The sequence below is a fragment of the Stenotrophomonas sp. JAI102 genome, assembly GCF_013409105.1.
GTDB lineage: Bacteria > Pseudomonadota > Gammaproteobacteria > Xanthomonadales > Xanthomonadaceae > Stenotrophomonas > Stenotrophomonas maltophilia_AA.
Genome location: NZ_JACCCI010000001.1, coordinates 1,158,036 through 1,178,620 on the forward strand (window position 1 = coordinate 1,158,036; position 20,585 = coordinate 1,178,620).

A 20,585-nucleotide genomic window follows, 5' to 3' on the forward strand; every position below is an offset into this window, starting at 1 on the left:
GCCGGGCCGGCCCAGTGCCGGCCCGGTCGTTTGATACGTCGCGCCTGAGAAGAATTCCAAACCATGTTCAAGCAACTGTGGGCCACCAAGCATCCGCACGCCGCCCATGAAGACGCCAACGGGCTGAGCCTGCGCCGTACCCTCGGCCCCTGGGGCCTGACCGCGCTGGGCATCGGCGCGGTGATCGGCGGCGGCATCTTCGTGATCACCGGCCAGGCCGCGGCCAACCATGCCGGCCCGGCGATCATGCTGTCGTTCGTACTGGCCGCGATCTGCTGCGCGTTCTGCGCGATGGCCTACGCCGAGTTCGCGGCGATGGTGCCGGTCTCCGGCAGTGCCTACACCTATACCTATGCCACGTTCGGCGAGCTCTCGGCCTGGTTCATCGGCTGGATGCTGGTGCTCGAGTACGGCGTCTCCGCCTCGGCAGTGGCGGTCAGCTGGACCGGCTATTTCCTGAGCCTGCTCAGCCATTTCGACATCCATCTGCCGGCCGCGCTGGTCAGTGCGCCACTGGATGGCCAGCTGCGCCCGACCGGCGCCATCGCCAACATCCCGGCCGCCGTGCTGGTGCTGCTGCTGACCTGGCTGTGCTACGTGGGCATCAGCAAATCCTCGGCCATGAACATGGCGATGGTGGTGCTCAAGACCGCGCTGATCCTGCTGGTGATCGTGGTGGGCTGGAAGTATGTGGATCCAGCCAACTGGACGCCGTTCATTCCGGAGAACGAAGGCCCGGGCAAGTACGGCTTCGATGGCGTGCTGCGCGGCGCGGCGATGGTGTTCTTCGCCTACATCGGTTTCGAGGCGGTCTCGGTGGCCGCGCAGGAATCGCACAAGCCGCAGCGCGACATGCCGATCGGCATGATGCTCTCGCTGGTGATCTGCACGGTGCTGTACATCGCCATGGCGGCGGTGATGACCGGGCTGGTGCCGTACCAGCTGCTGGGCACGGACGAGCCGGTGGTGACCGCGGTGGCGGCGCATCCGCAACTGGGTTGGCTGCGCGTGGTGGTGGAAATCGGCGCGCTGATCGGGCTGTCCTCGGTGGTGCTGGTGATGGTGATCGCGCAGCCGCGCATCTTCATGATCATGGGCCGCGACGGGCTGCTGCCGCCGCTGTTCACCAAGATCCACCCCAAGTACCGCACGCCGCACATCAACACGGTGATCACGGGCATCGGCATCGCGCTGCTGGCGGCGGTGTTCCCGCTCGACGTCCTCGGTGAGCTGACTTCGATGGGCACGCTGATCGCGTTCGCGGCGGTCTGCGCGGGCGTGCTGATCCTGCGCCGCACCCAGCCGGACCTGCCGCGTCCGTTCCGGATGCCGATGGCGTGGCTGATCTGCAGTCTGGGCGTGCTCAGCTGCATCGCGCTGCTGACGGCGATGACGGCGCACAACTGGATGCTGATGGGCTTCTGGACGCTGGGCGGTTTCGCGATCTACTTCAGCTACGGTTATCGCCATAGCCGCCTGCGTGGAAAGTAAGAATCACGCCTAAGCCAACGGCCGACGCACCGGCCGAAGCGTCAGCTGTCCTGTTTCGGCCGGTTTGGCGGGGTGGTGTGGGTTCGCGGGGGACGCCGTGAATCCATCCATGGAGGCTTATGTCGCCGCTCGCTCATATGCGCTTTCCTGCGCATATGGCGAGACCGGGGCTTGGCTCCTGCCCAACCCGTCTGGCGCATGCGCCCGACCCATGCGGCTCATACCCCGCCAACCCACACCACCCCGCCTATGACAGAGTCCGGGTGACGGTGCCCACGTCAAATGCGACGTCCAGACTCGGCTTTGCCTTTTCCTCGGGCTCCGGCTTGGGCTAGGGCTTGGTGCCAGCGCCCCTCGCCGTCTGCGAGGCCGGACGCGGCAAGGTTTGAGGGAGCATGAGCGCTTCGTCGGCCGCGTGTGCCCGAGGGGCTGAGCGCCTCGACTATAAGCAGGAAGCGATGTCGTAACCGACATGTTGTCGTCTATTCTCCTGAGGGGACCCCCTATGATGTGTCCAACTCTCGGATGAAGACGGTCGAATGACACCAAGACCGAATGGAACATATTTCGCCAAGACGGGAAGTGATGCAAAAGCCTTCGACGAAAATGTTCCCAAGTCGGTCCTTGATAGCCCAAGGCTGAATCAATGAAGATTTATCAGGGTAATATTTCAAAAGAGTCGTTGAATCTGTTTTTCTCGGATATTGGCTCCGGGGAATTTTTCTCGTATGCGGGGCACTTCGTCTCATTGGAACAAGCGATTTCTGTTCTGGGCCTACTCTCTCCCGACTTTATTGAGGTTGATGGCCACGTTTTCTGGCTACCCAACGCCAAGCAATACGATCCGCAAAAATTTCAGTTGACGGGACTGGTCGAGACCGAATTCGGCGCATTGAAGAAAAGCGCATCACCTAGAGACGTTGAGCGATACAGGAATATATTTTCAATAAATCAGTTCTTCTCAAAGTGGGAAGATGCACAAGATCGCCCCATATTTAAGGCTGGCCTCTCGAAGGAAGATTATCGCCCTTGCCATCTGTTTGCCGAGCAGATCATGCGACATTGGAGGCGCGCGCTATCTGAATCCTTCCCGCAGAAGGTATTTCATTTTGAGATATCCGATGATCTCCTTGATGAATATGGGGTTTGCCTAACATTCTGGCAATGGCACACCCACATTCCCAAGCAACTCATCACACATCCAAATCGCTGAGAAGATCGCATACTCATCCCTGCGTTCCGACCTGAAATCCCCCTGCCGCCGCGGACCTACCACGAAGACCACAGTCCCTAATTTCGGGTGGATCATCGCTTCCCAGTGGCTGCGTGATCACCTGATCGACAGCGGTTTGACCCGCGACGACGATTTGCTTCATCCGCAGAGCTGCCCCAGCGACATCCTGGCCCATGACCGTAGCTATATGGAACGTTCTGGGCAGGACGACCAGCCCCGGTCCCACCACCCCCGTCCAGCCGAACATAGAGCCTGCTTTTAGCGCTTGACCTAGCTAAAATGACCGGCATGAGCACCCCCACCTTCCCGTACGACACCGCGCGCCTGAGCGAACTGGCCCAGCTGCTGATCGACAACGTCCGCGAGCTGGCCCACGCCGGCTGGACCCCGGCCACCAGCAGCAACTTCTCCCACCGGCTGGATGACCGCCATGCCGCGATCACCGTCTCCGGCAAGGACAAGGGCCGGCTGGTGGAGGACGACATCATGGTGGTGGATTTCGACGGCAAGGCCGTCGGCCGCCCGCTGCGCCCCTCCGCCGAGACCCTGCTGCACACCCAGCTGTACCGCCGTTTCCCGGAGATCGGCTGCGTGCTGCACACCCATTCGCCGGTGCAGACCATCGCCTCGCGCCTGTATGCACCGCAGGGCCACATCCGGCTGGAAGGCTACGAGCTGCTGAAGGCCTTCCACGGCAACAGCACCCACGAGATGGCGGTCGATGTGCCGGTGTTCGCCAACACCCAGGACATGGACGTGCTCTCGGCCCAGGTCGATGCCCTGCTGGACACCCAGCCGCTGTGGGGCTACCTGATCGACGGCCACGGCCTGTACGCGTGGGGCCGCACCATGGCCGAGGCGCGCCGCCACATGGAAGCCTTCGAATTCCTGCTGCACTGTGAGCTGGAACTGCGCAAGCTGCGCGGCGGATCGCGCTCAGATTCCTGAAGAGAATCTGTATTCCGCGCTTCGGCATCAGTGCGTCGCCCCCACCCCGGCGCCGCACTGGTACCCTTTCCTTCCCCTCTTCGCCTCGATGCCGCCGCCATGAGCCGACTCCGCATATTTGATGACACCGCCCCGGATGTCCCGCTGTTCGACAGCCGGGATGGCGAGGCGATCGCCGCCGAACTCAAGCCGATCGGCGTCACCTTCGAGCGCTGGCAGGCGGCCCACGACGTCGCGCCGGGTGCCAGCCAGGACGAGGTCTTCGCCGCGTACAAGGTCGATATCGACCGGCTGGTTGCCACGCACGGCTTCAAGAGCGTGGACGTCGCGTCGATCGCGCCGGACAACCCGAACCGCGCCGAGCTGCGCAGGAAGTTCCTGGACGAGCACTTCCACAAGGAAGACGAGGTCCGCTTCTTCGTTGCCGGGTCGGGGCTGTTCACCCTGCATGTGGACGGCAAGGTCTACGAGATCGAGTGCGTCAAGAACGACCTGATCGCCGTGCCCGATGGCATCACCCATTGGTTCGACATGGGCGAGGAGCCGAGTTTCGTGGCGATCCGCTTCTTCACCGAGCCGGATGGCTGGGTCGGCCATTTCACCGGCAGCGACATCGCCCAGACCTTCCCGCGTTACCACCCCGCACAGCACCAGGCCGACTGATCCATGCCGCATCCGACCGTCATCCTCACCGATATCGAGGGCACTACCAGCAGCATTTCGTTCGTCAAGAACGTGCTGTTCCCGTATGCGCGCAAGGCGCTGCCGGCGTTCGTTGCCGCGCATGGCCAGGAGCCGCAGGTGCGCCGCTGGCTGGACGCGGTGGCGGTCGAGATCGGCGGCGCCTGCCAGGACAGCCTGATCGTGGAGACGCTGCAGGGCTGGATCGACCAGGACCGCAAGCACACCGCACTCAAGGCGCTGCAGGGCATGATCTGGGAAGCCGGTTACCGCAACGGCGATTACAAGGCGCACTTCTATCCGGAAGTGGCCGCCGTGCTGAAGGGCTGGCATGCCGAGGGCAAGCCGCTGTACGTGTATTCCTCCGGTTCGGTCCCGTCGCAGAAGCTGTTCTTCGGCTTCAGCGAGGCCGGTGATCTGACGGGGCTGGTCTCGGGCTGGTTCGACACCGAAGTCGGCGGCAAGCGCGAGGCGGACAGTTACCGCCACATCGTCGATGCCATCGGCGTGCCTGCCGCGCAGATCCTGTTCCTGTCCGATGTGGTGGAGGAGCTGGATGCCGCCCGCGAGGCCGGCCTGCAGACACGTCTGCTGGATCGGCGTGAGGATTACCCGTTGCCGCGCAGTGGTGAGGCCACGCACGGCCATGACCGCGTCGAGAATTTCCAGCAGATCACGCTGTAACCGGGTACATCCACGCGCCTGCACGTTCGTGAGGTAGATCCACGCCATGCGTGGATGCTCTTCGCGCGATCCCAGCACCGCGCCAGCCACGCATGGCGTGGCTTTACCGGATGACGTCTGCCAGGGACTGCAGGCGCAACGTCCGGCGCAGCGTCGCCAGATCCGCATCCGCGCGCAGCCGGATCGTCACCGTCTCGCCCGGCACCAGTTCCAACGCATTGTCGTCGAGCGTGGCATCCAGCCCATCGAACGCGATCCACAGCGCACGCACCAGCGTGGGCGAGCGCAGGGTCAACACGTAGCCGTCACTGTCGGCGCGCAGTTCACTGTCGATGGTCGGGCGTGACAGCGCCAAGGCCTTGGCCGGCATGAAATACACCACCTGCTGCGACAACAGTCTCCCGCCGTCGAACAGCTCGACCACCGCCACGGTGCGGGTCGGATCGGCCCCCTTCAACAGGTCGGCATCGGCAAATCGCCCCACCTCCAACGCGGACAACGGCGGCAGGGCCACGGTATGCCGCTGCTCGCTGCGCAGCGCGCCATCGAGATCGATCACGCGCAGCCGCCAAGTGGCCTGCAGGCCCTGCTGGCGATCATTGAGCAGACTCACCCTGGTCATCCCGTCGTCGCGCAGCGCCGCCACCGCGTGGTCGGCGAAGAAGCGCCGGGCGTGGAAATGCAGCGCCTTCCAGCGCCCGGCGTAGTCGATGCTCGACCACGACGCCCCCGGCCACACATCGTTGAGCTGCCAATACAGCGAGCCCATCGTGTACGGCCGTGAGACACGGTGATGCAGGGCGGCCAGCTGGATGCCGTCGGCCTGCATCACCTGGCTCAGGTACACGAATGCCGGGAAATCACGGGGCGTGCCGTACTCCTCCTCGATGTACTTGAGCAGGCGCTGGTTACCCTCGCCCGCCATGAATTTCTGGTGTGCGCGCACCGTCGGGCTGTCGACCCGCTGCTCGGCGGCGGGAATGATGCCGTCCAGCGTGCGCAGCACCGGCCAGGCCTGCAGCCCGTACTCGGACATGAAACGCGGCGTTTCGCGCAGGTAGGCGGTGACCGGCAGCGCCGGATTGCCCCACACCTGCCAGTAGTGCTTGTCGCCGCGGGTGGAATCGTTGGCCTTTTCGTCCAGGTCGTTGCTCGGCGAGCTCGACCAGTACGGCACGCCCAGTCCCTCCTCGGCCACCACCTGGCGCAGATCATGGCCGAACAGGTCCACGTAGCCCTGCCAGACCTTCGCGGCGAACACCGGATCCGCAGCCGTCAGGTCACGGCCGTGGCCCCAGTCCTTCCACGCGGTCTCTTCTTCGTTGTTGCCGCACCACAGCACCACGCTGGGGTGATGGCGCAGGCGCCGCACGTTGTCGCGCGCTTCGTCGACCACGTTGGCGCGGAACGCCGGATCGTAGCCGGGCTGCATGCCGCCGCCGAACATGAAGTCCTGCCAGACCAGCAGGCCCAGCTCGTCGGCGATGTCGAAGAACACGTCGTCTTCGTAGTAACCACCGCCCCAGTTGCGCAGCATGTTCATGTTCGCATCGCGCGCCGCGGTCAGCTCGCGCCGGATCCGCGCCTCGTCCACGCGCGCCGGGAACATGTCGAACGGAATCACGTTGGCGCCCTTGGCGAAGATCGGCACGCCGTTGATCACGAACGCGAAGCCCTGGCCGCCGTTGCGGTCCGCCTCCCGCCGCAGTTCGACGGTGCGCAGGCCGGTGCGCTGCTCGATGCGGGACGCCTCGGCAGTGCCCGGTGCCAGGGTGGCACGCACGGTATAGCGCGCCTGCTCGCCCTGCCCGACCGGCCACCAGCGCCGCGGCTTCTGCAGCGTCACCGGGATCGTGATGCGGTTGTCGCCCGCCTGCAGCATCGCCCTGCGATCGATGCGGGCTACGCGCTTGCCGTCCGGATCCAGTATCTCCAGCTGCACCGGGGCGGTGCCCACCGCCGCACTCTCCACCTCGACCGCGACCTCGAGGTCCGCGCGGGCCACATCCAGGGTGCGAGTCTGCACAGCCACCGCGGTCAGCCGCTGTGCGTTCCAGCTCTCCAGCCGCACCGGCCGCCAGATGCCGGCGGTCACGTAACGCGGGCCCCAATCCCAGCCGAAGTGGTAGCCCGGCTTGCGCACGAAATTGCCGACCATCGCGTCCTTGGGCTCATCGCCATAGGGCGAGGGGTAGTTGCCGGCGATCTTGTGCGGCATCGCCTGCACGTCCGGCAGCAGCGTGCGGATCGGCGAGCGCAGCACGACGCGAAGTTCATTGCCGCGGGCGCGCAACCTGCCGTCGACCCGCGCACGCCAGGTGCGATGGCTGTTGTTCGCCTGCAGCAGCGGCTGGCCGTTGAGGGTGACGGTCGCGAACGTATCCAGGCCTTCGAACGCCAGCTCGGCATGCGCGCGCGCCAGCGTCGCCGCATCCACATCGAACTGCGCACGGTATTCCCAGTCGGCGAGGCCGATCCACTGCAGGCCGGCCTCGGGGGCGCCAACGTACGGATCGGGAATCTGTCCCTGTGCCAGCAGGTCGGTATGCACCGCGCCAGGCACCTGCGCGTTGCGCCACCCGGCCAACTGTGGATGGGCGCGCAGCTGGGCATCGCCGGGCAACAGGCGGAAGCTCCACTGGGCCTGCAGCGGCGCGGCCGTCGCCGGCAGCCCCCACGATCCCACCAGCAGCAACAGCAGCCAGCAGGCCGCACGGACGACACGGAAATGACGCATGGCAGCCTGCCTCGTTGTTGACCCGCTTATGCCGGCCGGCCCGGGGCCGGCACGTTCAGACACCCACTGGCGATCCGCCGATCAACGCACCACGTTGAGCACTTCGTAGCAGGCGCCCATGGTGTGGTAATCGGTCTTGCCCGCCGGGCTCTTCTCGTCGCTGTACTTGCGGTTGTCCGCATCCAGGATGCGATACCAGGCGCCATGGCGATGATCGATCATGTGCTGCCAGGCGTAGCCCCACATCCTGTCATACCAGTCCCAGTACGCGGCGTCGCCGGTGCGCGTGGCCAGCAGCGCGGCGGTGGCCAGCGATTCGGCCTGCACCCAGAAATACTTGTCGTCATCGCAGACGCTGCCATCCGGCGCGAAGCCGTAGTACAGCCCGCCGCGCCCGGCGTCCCAGCTGCGTTCCACCGCCACATCGAACAGATGCCGCGCCGTCGGTACCAGCCAGTCGGCCTGCACGTGGCGGTCCAGGATCAGCAGCAGCTTGGCCCACTCGGTCTGGTGGCCCGGCTGGAAGCCCCACGGGCGGAACAGGTGCTTGGGGTCGTCGCGGTTGTAATCCCAGTCGATCTGCCACTGGGTGTCATAGTGCTCCCACACCAGGCCATCGCCCTGCGCCGCCTGGCGACGGGTCATGTGATCGGCCAGCAGCAGTGCGCGATCGAGATAGCGCTGCTCACCGCTCGCCTCGAACGCGGCCAGCATCGCCTCGCACATATGCATGTTGGCGTTCTGGCCACGGTAATCGCTGAAGTGCCAGTCTGCGTCGGCTTCGTCCTTGTACAGGCCGAACGCCGGTTCCCAGAAGCGCGTCTCCAGCAGCTGCCAGGTCTCGTCCATCCACGAACGCGCCTCGCCGATCCCGGCTTTCAGCGCGCAACTGTAGGCCAGCAGCACGAAGGCCACGCCATAGCAGTGGTTGGTGGCATCTTCGACCACGCCATCGCGCAGCGTCCACGCATAACCGCCGGTCGCCGGGTTGCGATGCACCTCGCGCAGGTAGCGCAGACCATGCTCGACCGCCGCCAGGTCCTCGGGCTTGCCGAATTCGCGGTAAGCCATCGCATGGTTGAACACGAAGCGGGTGCTGCTGACCAGATGACGGTGGCTGGCGTCGTACACGCTGCCATCGTCACGGTAGTAATGGAAGAAGCCGCCGCTCGGGTCGACTTCATGCGGCTGGTAGAACGCCATCGTCTGCGCGATGTGGGCGCGCAGGAACGCGGGCGAGCGGAAGTCGGGGGTCGGCGGAACCGGCGTGGTCATGCGGCGTCATCCTGTTGTTGCTGCAGCAGTTGCTGGACTTCATGGAGGCTGGGCATCGCGGCGAAAGCGCCCTTGCGGGTCACGGCCAATGCACCGACGGCCGCGCCGAAGCGGATCGCCTCCACCAGCCCGGTGGGGTCCTGGCAGAACGCGGCGAAACCGGCGCCGTCACCGCCGCGCTCGCCGATCCCGAACAGCAGACCGCCGACGAAGGCATCGCCGGCCGCGGTCGAATCGACCGTGGTGACGCGGAAGCCGGTGAGCACGCCGTGGGCGTGGCGGGTATGCCAGCGGATCGGTGCGGCGCCGTCGGTGATCACCACCGCCTGGGCCTGCGCGGCGAGCAGGCGCTCGACCACCGCGGCATCACCGCCGGGCACCGAGGCCGCCAGGTACTCCAGTTCCTCACGCGAGAGCTTGACCAGGTCGGCCAGCGACAGCGCTTCCCACAGCCGCGGCAGCGGGTCGACACCGGTCGGCCACAGCGCCGGGCGCAGGTTGAGATCGAGGCTGACCATCGCACCGGCCTGGCGGGCGCGACGCATGCCCTCCAGCGTGGCATCGGCGATCTCCGCCTCGGTCAGGCTGTTGGAGCACACATGGAAGCTGCGCGTACCGTCGAAGCAGTTCGGGTGGAAGTGCGCGCTGCGGAACAGCAGGTCGGCCGCCGGCGGGCGGTAGAAACTGAAACTACGCTCGCCGCTGGCGTCCAGCGCGACGAACGCCAGCGCGGTCTTGGCCGCGTCGGTGCGCACGATGCAGTCGGTCGCCACGCCGGCACTGGCCAGGCTCTCGGCAAGGAAGTCGCCGAACATGTCCTGGCCGAGCATGCCGGCGAAATGGGTATCCGCACCGAGCCTTGCAGCCGCTACCGCGACGTTGGCCGGTGCGCCACCGGCGTACTGCAGGAAGGCCCGAGGGGTGTCCGGGGTGGCCGGCGGTTGGGCAAGTAGATCGATCAAAATCTCGCCGAAACAAACAATCTTGGACATCGTGGCCTCAAGCTCCCTGGCGGAATCCGACGGCCGGGCGCGAACCGGACAGGCCGTAGAAGATGATGTAGCCGTAGCAGATCAGCGGCAGGATGAAGGACTCATGCAGCCCGATGCTGTCGGCCAGCAGACCCTGCAGGTACGGCACCACCGCGCCACCGACGATGGCCATGATCAGCAGGCTGGAGGCCTTGTTGGTCAGCGTGCCCAGGCGTTCGATGCTCAGCGCGAAGATGGTCGGGAACATGATGGAATTGAACAGACCCACCGCCACGATCGAATACAGCGCGACCTGCCCCTGGCTGAGCATGGTCAGCGCCAGCAGTGCGACGTTCATGCCCGCGAACAGGGTGAGCAGCACGCGCGGCGAGAACCGGGTCATGATCGCCGAGCCGGCGAAACGACCGATCATCGCCAGCGTCCAGTACGCCGAGACGTAATGGGTGGCTTCCTTCTCGGTGAAGCCGCCGATGTTGGGCAGCGACAGGTAGTTGACCAGGAAGCTGCCGATCGACACTTCCGCACCCACGTAGAAGAAGATCGCCAGCACGCCGAACAGCACGTGGCGATGGCGCAGCGCATCCATCAGAGTGTGCTTGCTGGTATCGGCCTGCTCGGTGGTTTCAGTCAGCGCCGGCAGGCGGAACAGATAGACGAACACCGCCAGCAGGAACAGCGCCACGGCCAGGCCCACGTACGGGCCCTGCACGGACTGCGCTTCCTGCACGCGGTAAGCGATCTGCTCGGCGGCCGGCAGCGCGCCGATCTCGTCGGCACTCTTGACCGTGTTGCCCAGGATCAGCAGCCCGCCGAAGATCGGCGCGATCGCGGTACCCAGCGAGTTCAGCGCCTGGGCCAGGGTCAGGCGGCTGGAGGCCGTCTGCTCCGGGCCAAGCAGCGCCACGTACGGGTTGGCCGCGACCTGCAGCACGGTGATGCCGGTGGCCAGCACGAACAGGGCGCCCAGGAAGGCTTCATACACGCGCAGTTCGGCGGCCGGCCAGAAGCCCAGCGCACCGACCGCGGCAATCGCCAGGCCGGCCACGATGCCCTTCTTGTAGCCCAGATGCGCGACCAGCCGGCCGGCGGGGAGCGACATCAGGAAGTACGCACCGAAGAAGGTGAACTGCACCAGCATCGCGCGGGCGTAGTTCAGTTCGAACACCGCCTTCAGATGCGGGATCAGGATGTCGTTGAGGCAGGTAAGGAAGCCCCACATGAAGAAGATGGTGGTCGCCACGGCCAGCGCGACACGCGTGTTCACCACGGGCGCAGCGGAGGATGAGGATGGGAGGCGGGGCGTAGGAGAGATGGGCATTCAGGTACGCGCCTCAGTGCGCGAGCAGGTGATTGGGGAAACCATCAGACGGTCATCGCGCCACTGCTCTCGCGAACGCGGAGCTGGACCGGTGCAACGGTGCGGGCCGGCGCAGCGTCGGGATGGTCCAGACGCAGCAACAGCAGTTCGGCTGCCTGCCGCCCGCGCTCGCGCGGGTTGACGGTCAGCGTGGTCAGCGGCGGCGATGCCACCGAGGCCTCGGAAATATCGTCGAAACCGGTCACCGCGAAGTCGCGGCCCGGCTGCACGCCGCGAGAGGCCAGGCCCAGCATCAGGCCCAGCGCGACGCTGTCGTTGTAGCAGACCGCTGCGGTCGGCACCTCGCCCAGCGCGAACAGCTCGCCCGTCCGCGCCGCCGCATCCAGGCGACTGGGCGAGGTTTCGATCAGCCACGCCGGCTGCACCGGCATGCCCGCCTCGACCAGCGCCTGCGCATACCCGGTACGACGCTGATGGCACGAACTGGAGACCGCATGGCCACCATAGAACGCGATGCGGCGGTGGCCCTGTTCGATCAGATGACGGGTGGCCAGGTAGGCACCCTGCTGGTTGTCCAGGGTCAGGAAGTCCCACTCGGCGCCGGGCAGTTCGCGGTTGAACAGCAGCACGTTGGCATGGCCGAGCACCTGGCGGAGCTGCGCGGTATCGCTGCCTTCGGCCGGCGACAGGATCAGCCCGGCCGGCATGTGCTCCATCAAGGTGGTCAGCACGGCCTGCTGCCGCTCCGGCGATTCACCGGTACTGCCGAGCAGCGTCACGAAGCCCTTGCCGCCCAGCGCTTCGTCCACCCCGGAGGCGAATTCGGCGAAGAACGGGTTGGACAGGTCGTTGATGACCAGGGCCACGCTCGAGGACGTGCGCCGACGCAGGTTGGCCGCGCCGCGGTTGTAGACGTAGCGCTGGCGCCGCAGTTCGGCCTCCACCTTGGCACGGGTGTCGACGTTCACCAGGGGGCTGCCACGCAGCACCAGCGACACGGTCGCGCGCGACACGCCGATCGCTTCGGCGATGTCGGTCACGGTGACCGCGCGCGTGCCTTTGCCGGCGGGGGTGGCCTTGTCTTTCATCGGGTCGTCGGGTTCCTCAAGCAAGGTGCAAGCCTAAACGATCGCATTGGCCAGCGGTCCGCGCCCGTGCCGGCGGTCAGCCCCGGGGGGACGACCTCGGCGCAGGCGGGCGCGCCGCTCATTCCAGCACGGCGCCGGGGGTGGCGCAGAACGAGGCCGGCAGCGCCTCGGCCTGCGTGCCCCAGCCGTTCTCCGGGGCGGTGCTGCCCAGCGCGAAGGCGATGGTGCCACCGCGCTGCAGCTGCGCCCAGTCCAGCCACACCGGCGCATGCGCGCGGCCGTCGACCTGGACGTTCTGGACGTACTGCAACTGGCGGCCATCGGCGCCCGGCGCCTTCAAGGTGAGTGTCCTGCCCTGGCCCAGATCGATCTCGGCACGGGCGAAGCGCGGCGTATGCAGCAGGAACTCGCCGCTGCCCGGCACCGCCGGATACAGACCGAGCGCACTGAACAGGTACCAGGCCGACATCGTGCCCAGGTCATCATTGCCGGTCACGCCGTTGGGGGCGTTGGTGAACAGCTGCTGCGCGGCGCGCACCACGGTCGCGGTCTTCCACGGCTGGCCGATCAGCGTGTACATCCACGGCGCGTGCAGGTCCGGCTCGTTGTTGGGGTTGTAGCGGAACTGGTTGTAATAGCTGTACGGCCCGACCACCCATTCCTTGCGCGCGGCGGTCAGCGGCGACTTCACCAGTGCGTCATAGGCGAAGAACGTATCCAGACGGCGGGCCGCCTGCTCACGACCATGCATGGCCTGGACCAGGCCGGGCACGTCCTGCTGCGCCAGCCACTGGTACTGCCACGCGGTGCCTTCATGGAAACCATGGTGCGAGCGCGGGCTGTACTTGCCGTCGGCGGGCAGGTACCACGCGCCATCTTCCATGCGCGGACGCGGGAAACCGTTGAAGTCGCCCTCCTCGTCCCGCACCGACGGGTCCCACACCTTGTGCCAGTTGCGGCCGCGCTCGCGCAGCACGCCGGCATCGGCGGCATGCCCGAGGCCATCGGCCATCTGTGCCAGCGCGCAGTCGGCCAGCGCGTATTCCAGCGTCGCCGAGCCACCGTGGTGCGGATCCACGTCCATGCCCTTGGAGGGGAACGCGCGGTCGTACTGCACGTAGCCGTTGGCCAGGTAGCTCGGATTGCCCGAACGGCCTGCATGACGGGAGTTCATCGGCGGCACCTCGAACGCGTTCTTGCGCAGCGCGGTGTAAGCCTCGCCTTCGCGGCCAGCGAGCGCGCCGAAGCGCCACAGGTCCACCAGGAACGGCGTGACCGGATCACCCGTCATGATGTTGGTTTCGAAGTTGGCATAGCCCCAGCGCGGCAGCCAGCCGCCCTGCGCTTCGATGGCCAGCAGGGTCCGGCCGATATCGCGCGCGACCTCCGGCTTGGTCAGCGCCAGCCACTGATTCTGTGCGCGGTAGGTATCCCACAGCGAGAAGTACTCGTAGTAGGTCCAGCCTTCGGCATGATGGATGGCGTCGTCGTAGCCACGGTAGCGGCCATCGGCATCGCTGCCGGTCAGCGGCTGCAGCAGCGCGTGGTACAGCGCCGTGTACAGCACGGTGCGGTCATCGGTGCTGCCGCCCTGCACGCGCACCGCCGCCAGTTCCCTGCGCCACTGCTGCTGCGCCAGCTGGCGCATCTGGTCGAAGCCGAGCAGGCGCTCGCCCTGCATGCCATCGCTGCGCAGGTTGGCACGCGCGCCTTCGGCGTCCACGTGCGAGATCGCGCTGACCGCGGTCACGGCGCGGCCCTTGGCCAGGTCGAAGCTGAGCCAGGCGCCGCTGGGTTTGAGTTCGCCTTCCATGCCGTGGCGTGCGCCCGGCAGGCCGCCGCCCTCGCCCCAGGTACCGAACGCTTTGAACGGGCGATCGAACTCGATGCGGAACCAGGTGGTGTACTGATGCCCACCGCAGAAGCTCTTGGTGACCAGCTTGCCTTCCACGGCACGGTCGCCGACCACGTCGACCACGCTGCCGATCACCGAATGGCGCTCGTTGGCCTGGCCAAGGTTGACCAGCACATGGCCGGTCGTCGCATCGGCGGCGAAGGTGTAGCGTTCGGCCGCAGCACGGGTGCGCGCGGTGGCCTCGGCATCGATGCCGCCGTAACTGGTCAGGCGCACCTTGTAGTAGCCGGCCTGCCCCACTTCGCCGTCGTGCGTATAGCCGGAAGCGTAGCGCTTGTGGTCGAAGCTCTTGGCGTCGTCGGTGTTGAAGTCACCGCCCGGGCCGATGCTGCCGGTCACCGGCAGGACCGACACCTGGCCGCCCTGCTCCCAGCAGCCGGCACCCGACAGGAAGGAGTGGCCGAAGCCGCGGATCTTGGGATCGTCGTAGCGCCAGCCAGCGTAGTGCTCACCGATCGGGCTGACCTGGATCAGGCCGAACGGCGCCGAGGCGCCCGGGAACGTATTGCCATCGTCCTTGCTGCCGATGAAGGTGTTGACCTCACGCTCCAGTGCAGCGGGCGCGGCCTGCAGCAACAGCGGCGCGCAGCTCAGCGCCAGCAGGCAGGCCAGGCTGGCCAGCGGGCGGCGGCGGGCCGGGACGTCATGGGCGGCGGGGACAACGGAAGGACGGTTGGAAAAACGGGTCACGGACACGGACTCCTTGGCGGACGTGGCGGCAGCGCGAACCTTTGGCGGTGGGCGCCGCGGGTTCCCTGGACTGGGCGACCCAATCCACACCCCGGTGAATTTAGATCGATTTAAGTAAAGCACGGGAATTTCAACGGATGCATTCTGCGCTGCAACATCGATGGCCGATTGCCAGCACCCGACCCTGCCCGAGGCTGCGCAGTGCCTGGCAGTGCCCGGTGCCGACGGCCGACAACCCGCCCCATCGGCCGATATACCAGGCTAAAGCCCCCGACCCAGCAATATCGCGGGATCGGCCGGGGTCAAGCGAAAGCACGCCCCCTGTCCATATTGCGGAGCAGCATGCTTCCCTCGCGCGGTCGTGCTAAAAATCCCCCGCCAATCGTTTAGATCGATCCAACTTAAAACGGTCACGATTGCCGGAAGTGGGGAGCCGGGGGACTGCCCCACGCGATGCATGCGGGACGCGCCAGGCAACTCGACGCTCTGGAAAATGGGCTCCAAACATTAGATCGATTCAAAGAATTCGTATCGCCACCGTTTCAATCCAGGAGAGGGAGAGAGTGGAATGAAGATGTCACGCATGCACCGCCGCGTTACGTTGTCCGCGGCCATCGCAAGCGCCTTGGCCGCGGCCGTCGTGCCCGCCAGCGCGTTCGCGCAACAAGCGACCCCGGCCGCGACCGGTACCCCTGATGCCACCACGCTCGACAGCGTGACCGTCACCGGCTACCGCTACGCCATCGAAAAGAGCCTGCAGCAGAAGCGCGACGCCAATGCCGTGGTCGAAGTGATCACCGCCGAGGACGTGGGCAAGTTCCCCGACAAGAACGTCGCCGACGCGCTGCAGCGCGTGCCCGGCGTGGTGATCACGCGCAGCGGCGGCGAAGGCAAGAGCGTCAGCGTGCGCGGCCTCGCGCCCGACCTGACCCTCACCCAGTTGAACGGCAATTACGTCGCCACCTCGGAAACCAACAACGAGGCGTCGCGCTCGTTCAACTACACGCTGCTGCCGTCGAACATGCTGTCCAGCGCGGAACTGTTCAAATCGCCGGAAGCGCGCATCGACGAAGGCGGCATCGGCGGCACGGTAATCCTGCACACCCGCCGTCCGCTCGATATGGAAGCCAACTCCGGGTACGTGAACCTGGAAGGCACCTCGTCGGACACCAGCCACGACATCGATCCGCAGGCCTCGGCGCTCTACTCCTGGCACAGCAAGGACGAACGCTTCGGTGTGCTGGTGGGCGTGACGCAGCAGACGCGCACCAGCCGCACCATGGAAGCCAGCACCGAGGACTATCAGTGGTATGGCGCCGGCGACGCGCGTGATGCCAACGGCAACGTGCTGCCGCAGGATGGCATCCACTACTGGTGGGGTCAGTCCGGTTTCAACAACCAGACCGGCGGCAACTACAGCGACTTCTTCATGCCGACCTCGGTGAATTTCGCCGTGAAGGAAGAGAAGCGCGAGCGCAAGGGCGGCCAGCTGACCTTCCAGTTCAAGCCGCTGGACAACCTGACCCTGACCGCCAATTACTTCCGCTTCGAGCTGCAGGGGGATTACACCCAGAACATGCTCAAGGTGCCGGAGTGGAGCATGGCCCGCTTCAACGGCGACGGTAACTGGGCCGGCGGCCGGCTGCTCAACGGGCTCGACTTCGATCCCAGCGGCAGCATCGTGACCGGCGCGCAGTTCGAGAAGCTGCCGGGCAAGGCCTACATCTGCAGCGAAGAACAGGCCGCAGCGGCCGGCCTGGCGCCGGGCGGCTGGGGTCCGGACGATTGCACCCTCCCCACCCCGCAGCTGACCGGTGGCTACAGCAAGGAGAAGGCGCTGTCGCAGACCGCCGACCTGTCCGTCGAGTGGGACATCAGCCCGTTGTGGAAAGCGTCGTTCACCGGCGGCCGTACGTGGTCCGAAGGCGGCCCGTCTATGAACTTCCGCATGTCGGCCAAGCCGCGCCGCAAGGTTGGTGCGGACTACCTGTCGGGCAATCAGTACACCGCCTGGGACCTGACCGGCACGCCGTCGGTGCAGTTCTCGCCGGACCTGCAGCAGCAGCTGATGGCCGGCATTGCCGAAGTCGACACCGGCTCGACCGACTCGTCGTGGATGCAGACCGAGGTCGAACAGAACTACTTCCAGGCCGACTTCACCAAGCTGTTCGAAACCGGCTGGCTGGACTCGATCCAGTTCGGCACCAAGTACCGTGACGGCAAGGTCCACCGCAACACCGGCAACACCTACTGGGTGTGCCAGGGTCTGGACCCGTCCGACTACGACAACAACCGTTACCAGGCTGGCTGCGATTCGACCGCCGGCGATGCGCAGCCGGGCTTCTTCCTGTCCAACCCGATCAGCAACATCGCGGGTGGCTTCAACGCCAACGTGTTCCCGGGCATCAACTACCCGGCCTACATCAACTACCTCAACCAGACCTACGGCGGCTCGCACAACCGTACCGAAGAAGACTTCGTCTACGACGTCAACGAGAAGATCTACTCCGGCTACTTCCAGGCCAACTTCCGTACCGAGCGCCTGCGCGGCAACGTCGGCGTGCGCGTGGTGCGCACCGAGCAGTTCGCCCAGTCCAGCGATTCGGTCGAGCGCTTCAACGACTACTTCGTCGACAACGCCAATGGCTCGCCGATGAGCTGCGATGATCCGGCCGCGGATCCGACCCTGCGCTGCCAGGGCGGCTTCGTGCGCCTGCCGGACAACCAGGTCCGCGACAAGGTCTACACGCTCAGCTCGCTCGACAAGACGTACACCGACTTCCTGCCGAGCTTCAACATCGCCTGGGACATCACCGACAGCCTGGTGCTGCGCGGTGCAGCATCGAAGGTCATCGCACGTCCGGGCTATACCAGCATCGCCTACCCGGGCGGCCTGAACTACATCAGCGAGGAGTACAGCAACGACCGCCGCGTCGCCGGTGGTACTGACACCCCGGGCTGGTACGGTTCCGGCAGCAACAAGAACCTGGAACCGTTCAAGGCCATCCAGTTCGACCTCGGCGTGGAGTGGTACTTCAAGCCGGGCTCCGCCGCGGGTGTGGCGCTGTTCCGCAAGAACGTGGACAACTTCACCGTGCCGGTGGTGCGCGACCAGCAGATGACGGTCGGTGGCCAGACGGTCACCGTGCAGAAGTACCGCACGGAAGCCAACGGCCGTGATGGCGTTTCGCAGGGCGTGGAAGTGTACGGTCAGTACACCTTCGACATGGGCTTCGGCGTACAGGCCAACTACACCTACAACGACACCAACCTCGCCTCGATCGTGCTGGATGGCGAAGAAATCGGTGCGTCGCCGCTGGTGGGCAGCGCCAAGAACCAGGCCAACGTCACGATCTTCTACGAGAACGACACGATCCTGGCCCGCGCCTCGTACAACCGCCGTGGCGAGGTGGTGGGCGGCCTGAACAACGGCCTGACCACGTACACCAAGCCGTACGACCAGCTCGACCTCAACGTGGCGTACAACATCACCCCGGACTGGACGGTCACCGCCTCGGTGCTGAACGCCACCAAGTCCGAGCTGCGGAGCTACATCGGCGGTGACAGCGAAGCCCGCCTGCTGTCCAACATCTACGCCGGCCGCCAGCTGTACTTTGGCGTGAACTGGAAGTTCTAAGCACCACCCGCCCCGCCTCCGGGCGGGGCAACGGTCCTCCACGGCAGCTGCGCTTGTACAGGCGGCTGCCGTTTTTTTAACGGCGTTTTTCTTAACAGGGACGGAGGTAGTTAATTGCGGCCATGCGTCACGGATTAACTACCTCCGTCCCTATTATCAAGAGCCGCGCGCAGTGCGCTGACGTGCGCTGTGTCGGTCACGTTCCAGTCCGGCGACAACCCGGTCAACGCCGGATTGCGGTGACGCATCGCCGAGGGCTGCCTCGCCTTCGCGGAGGCGTGCAGTTCAACGCACCCGCTGCGGTCGGCCACCTCGATGACGTTGTCCGCAGTGATCCCCGCGCCGGCCATCAGTGAGAGCCGATCGCCTGCCTGCGCCACCAGGGCGGCCAAGACATCGGCACCGGCCAGGGCACTGGCCTGCCCGCCCGAACTCAGGATGCGCTGGCAGCCCAGCGTCACGATCTGCTCCAGCGCTGCCGGCAGATCACGCGCGGCATCGAACGCACGGTGGAACGTGATGCCGAGCGGGCCTGCCGCGGCCACCAGTTCACGGCACAACGCCATGTCGATGCCACCGTCGGCATCCAAGGCACCGATCACCACACCGTCGCAGCCGAGCGCACGGCAGTACGCGATATCGCGCAGCATGATCTCGGCCTCCAGCGCGGTGTAGAGGAAGTCGCCGGGACGCGGCCGGATCAGCACGAACAACGGAATCTGCAGGCGATCGCGGGCAACAGCGATGCTGCCCTGCGACGGCGTGGTACCGCCCTCGGCCAGGTTGTCGAACAGTTCGATCCGATCCGCGCCGCCCTGCTGGGCGGCCAATGCGGAGGCCACCGAATTCGAGGCGATTTCCAGCACCCGCCGCCGCGCGCTCACGTCTGCTCGCTCGTGTAGACCGAAGCGGAATCGCGCAGATCGTCCTGCCGGTCCTTGTCGCAGACTGCGTAGACGAAGCCGCGATGCAGCGCATAGGCGCCGACCTCACCGTGCTTGTTCAACGCGAGGAAGCACACCTGCAGAGTTTTGCTTGCCTCAGGGCGCTTGCGCACTACCCGGGCGATCGCCTCGCGGCAGGCCTCGGCCGGCGAGCGGCCCTGGCGCATCAGCTCGACCACCAGGAAGGAGGCCGCGTTGCGGATCATTTCCTCACCCACGCCCGAGGCCGTCGCCGCACCGACCTCGTTGTCCACGTACAGGCCCGCGCCGATGATCGGGCTGTCGCCCACGCGGCCATGCATCTTCCAGGCCATGCCACTGGTGGTGCAGGCACCGGCCAGACGCCCTTGGGCATCGATGGCGAGCATGCCCAGCGTGTCGTGGTTGCTGCTGTCGCCGGGGCGGCTGCGTCGCTCGGCATTGATCTCGGGGGTGTACTGCGCGGTCTTGAGCCACTCACGCCACGCCTTCTCGGCTTCCGCGGTGAGCAGCTTCCTGCGTTCGAAACCCTGCTGCACCGCGAACTGCTGCGCCCCCTCGCCCACCAGCATCACATGCGGGGTCTGTTCCATCACTCGCCGCGCCACCGAGACCGGGTGTGCGATATCGCTGAGCGCCGCCACCGAACCACAGCGGCCGTCGCCGTCCATGATGCTGGCGTCCAGGCTCAGCACCCCATCACGATCCGGATTGCCACAGCGCCCGACCGTGGGGTTGCACAGGTCGCTCTCTGCCCAGCGTGCGCCGGCTTCCACCGCATCAAGCGCGGAGCCGCCGGCCGACAGCGTTTTCCAGGCCACCTGGTTGGCCCCCACGCCGAAATCCCAGGTGGACACGACGCGCGCGCCAGTGGCGGTGCGTGCCTGCAGCGTCGGCAGCGCGAGGGCGCCGGCCGCCAGGGCACTGGCCTGGAGAAATCGCCTGCGGTCAGTCATGGGTACGTCTCCAGGT

At 66.1% G+C, this 20,585-nt stretch carries 14 protein-coding genes; 6 read left to right on the plus strand and 8 right to left on the minus strand.

From position 1 onward, the window contains the following. Nucleotides 1-63: 63 nt before the first annotated feature. The 5 genes from HDC96_RS05345 (at nucleotide 64) to mtnC (ending at nucleotide 5,038) form a co-directional block, all read left to right on the plus strand. Nucleotides 64-1,491 (plus strand): amino acid permease, encoded by a 1,428-nt coding sequence (locus tag HDC96_RS05345; RefSeq protein ID WP_179459063.1) that lies wholly within the window; start codon nucleotides 64-66, stop codon nucleotides 1,489-1,491. Nucleotides 1,492-2,137: 646 nt separating this feature from the next. Continuing rightward, on the plus strand, nucleotides 2,138-2,704 hold the full coding sequence (locus HDC96_RS05350) for a hypothetical protein (RefSeq protein WP_179459064.1): 567 nt from the start codon (nucleotides 2,138-2,140) through the stop codon (nucleotides 2,702-2,704). 309 nt (nucleotides 2,705-3,013) lie between these two features. Further along, complete coding sequence (locus HDC96_RS05355) at nucleotides 3,014-3,673, plus strand: methylthioribulose 1-phosphate dehydratase (RefSeq protein ID WP_179459065.1); 660 nt, start codon at nucleotides 3,014-3,016, stop codon at nucleotides 3,671-3,673. 99 nt (nucleotides 3,674-3,772) lie between these two features. Further along, entirely contained in the window at nucleotides 3,773-4,336 is a 564-nt protein-coding gene (locus HDC96_RS05360) for an acireductone dioxygenase (RefSeq protein WP_179459066.1), read from the plus strand. Nucleotides 4,337-4,339: 3 nt separating this feature from the next. Next, complete coding sequence (gene mtnC, locus HDC96_RS05365) at nucleotides 4,340-5,038, plus strand: acireductone synthase (protein WP_179459067.1); 699 nt, start codon at nucleotides 4,340-4,342, stop codon at nucleotides 5,036-5,038. 103 nt (nucleotides 5,039-5,141) lie between these two features. Here mtnC and HDC96_RS05370 read toward each other — a convergent pair whose 3' ends face one another. From HDC96_RS05370 to HDC96_RS05395, 6 genes are all read right to left on the minus strand, one after another. Next, complete coding sequence (locus HDC96_RS05370) at nucleotides 5,142-7,775, minus strand: glycoside hydrolase family 2 protein (protein WP_179459068.1); 2,634 nt, start codon at nucleotides 7,773-7,775, stop codon at nucleotides 5,142-5,144. Between the two features lie 81 nt (nucleotides 7,776-7,856). Continuing rightward, nucleotides 7,857-9,050, minus strand: coding sequence for an AGE family epimerase/isomerase (locus HDC96_RS05375; protein WP_179459069.1), 1,194 nt, complete (start codon nucleotides 9,048-9,050; stop codon nucleotides 7,857-7,859). Further along, entirely contained in the window at nucleotides 9,047-10,042 is a 996-nt protein-coding gene (locus HDC96_RS05380; RefSeq protein WP_179459070.1) for a carbohydrate kinase, read from the minus strand. Before HDC96_RS05380 ends, HDC96_RS05375 begins: the two co-directional genes overlap by 4 nt. 7 nt (nucleotides 10,043-10,049) lie before the next feature. After that, nucleotides 10,050-11,360, minus strand: coding sequence for an L-fucose:H+ symporter permease (gene fucP, locus HDC96_RS05385; protein WP_179459071.1), 1,311 nt, complete (start codon nucleotides 11,358-11,360; stop codon nucleotides 10,050-10,052). A 44-nt stretch (nucleotides 11,361-11,404) separates the two neighbouring features. Further along, nucleotides 11,405-12,448, minus strand: coding sequence for a LacI family DNA-binding transcriptional regulator (locus tag HDC96_RS05390; protein WP_179459072.1), 1,044 nt, complete (start codon nucleotides 12,446-12,448; stop codon nucleotides 11,405-11,407). 118 nt (nucleotides 12,449-12,566) lie between these two features. Then, the gene (locus tag HDC96_RS05395) at nucleotides 12,567-14,966 is read right to left on the minus strand and encodes a GH92 family glycosyl hydrolase (protein WP_257018649.1); all 2,400 of its coding nucleotides are present in this window, start codon (nucleotides 14,964-14,966) and stop codon (nucleotides 12,567-12,569) included. 655 nt (nucleotides 14,967-15,621) lie between these two features. Here HDC96_RS05395 and HDC96_RS05400 point away from each other — a divergent pair. Then, nucleotides 15,622-18,690, plus strand: coding sequence for a TonB-dependent receptor (locus HDC96_RS05400; RefSeq protein WP_179459074.1), 3,069 nt, complete (start codon nucleotides 15,622-15,624; stop codon nucleotides 18,688-18,690). 134 nt (nucleotides 18,691-18,824) lie between these two features. Here HDC96_RS05400 and HDC96_RS05405 read toward each other — a convergent pair whose 3' ends face one another. Together HDC96_RS05405 and HDC96_RS05410 are read right to left on the minus strand one after the other, a co-directional pair. Further along, complete coding sequence (locus HDC96_RS05405) at nucleotides 18,825-19,574, minus strand: copper homeostasis protein CutC (RefSeq protein WP_179459075.1); 750 nt, start codon at nucleotides 19,572-19,574, stop codon at nucleotides 18,825-18,827. Next, complete coding sequence (locus HDC96_RS05410) at nucleotides 19,571-20,569, minus strand: N(4)-(beta-N-acetylglucosaminyl)-L-asparaginase (protein ID WP_179459076.1); 999 nt, start codon at nucleotides 20,567-20,569, stop codon at nucleotides 19,571-19,573. The genes HDC96_RS05405 and HDC96_RS05410 overlap by 4 nt, the downstream gene beginning before the upstream one ends. Nucleotides 20,570-20,585 lie beyond the last annotated feature (16 nt).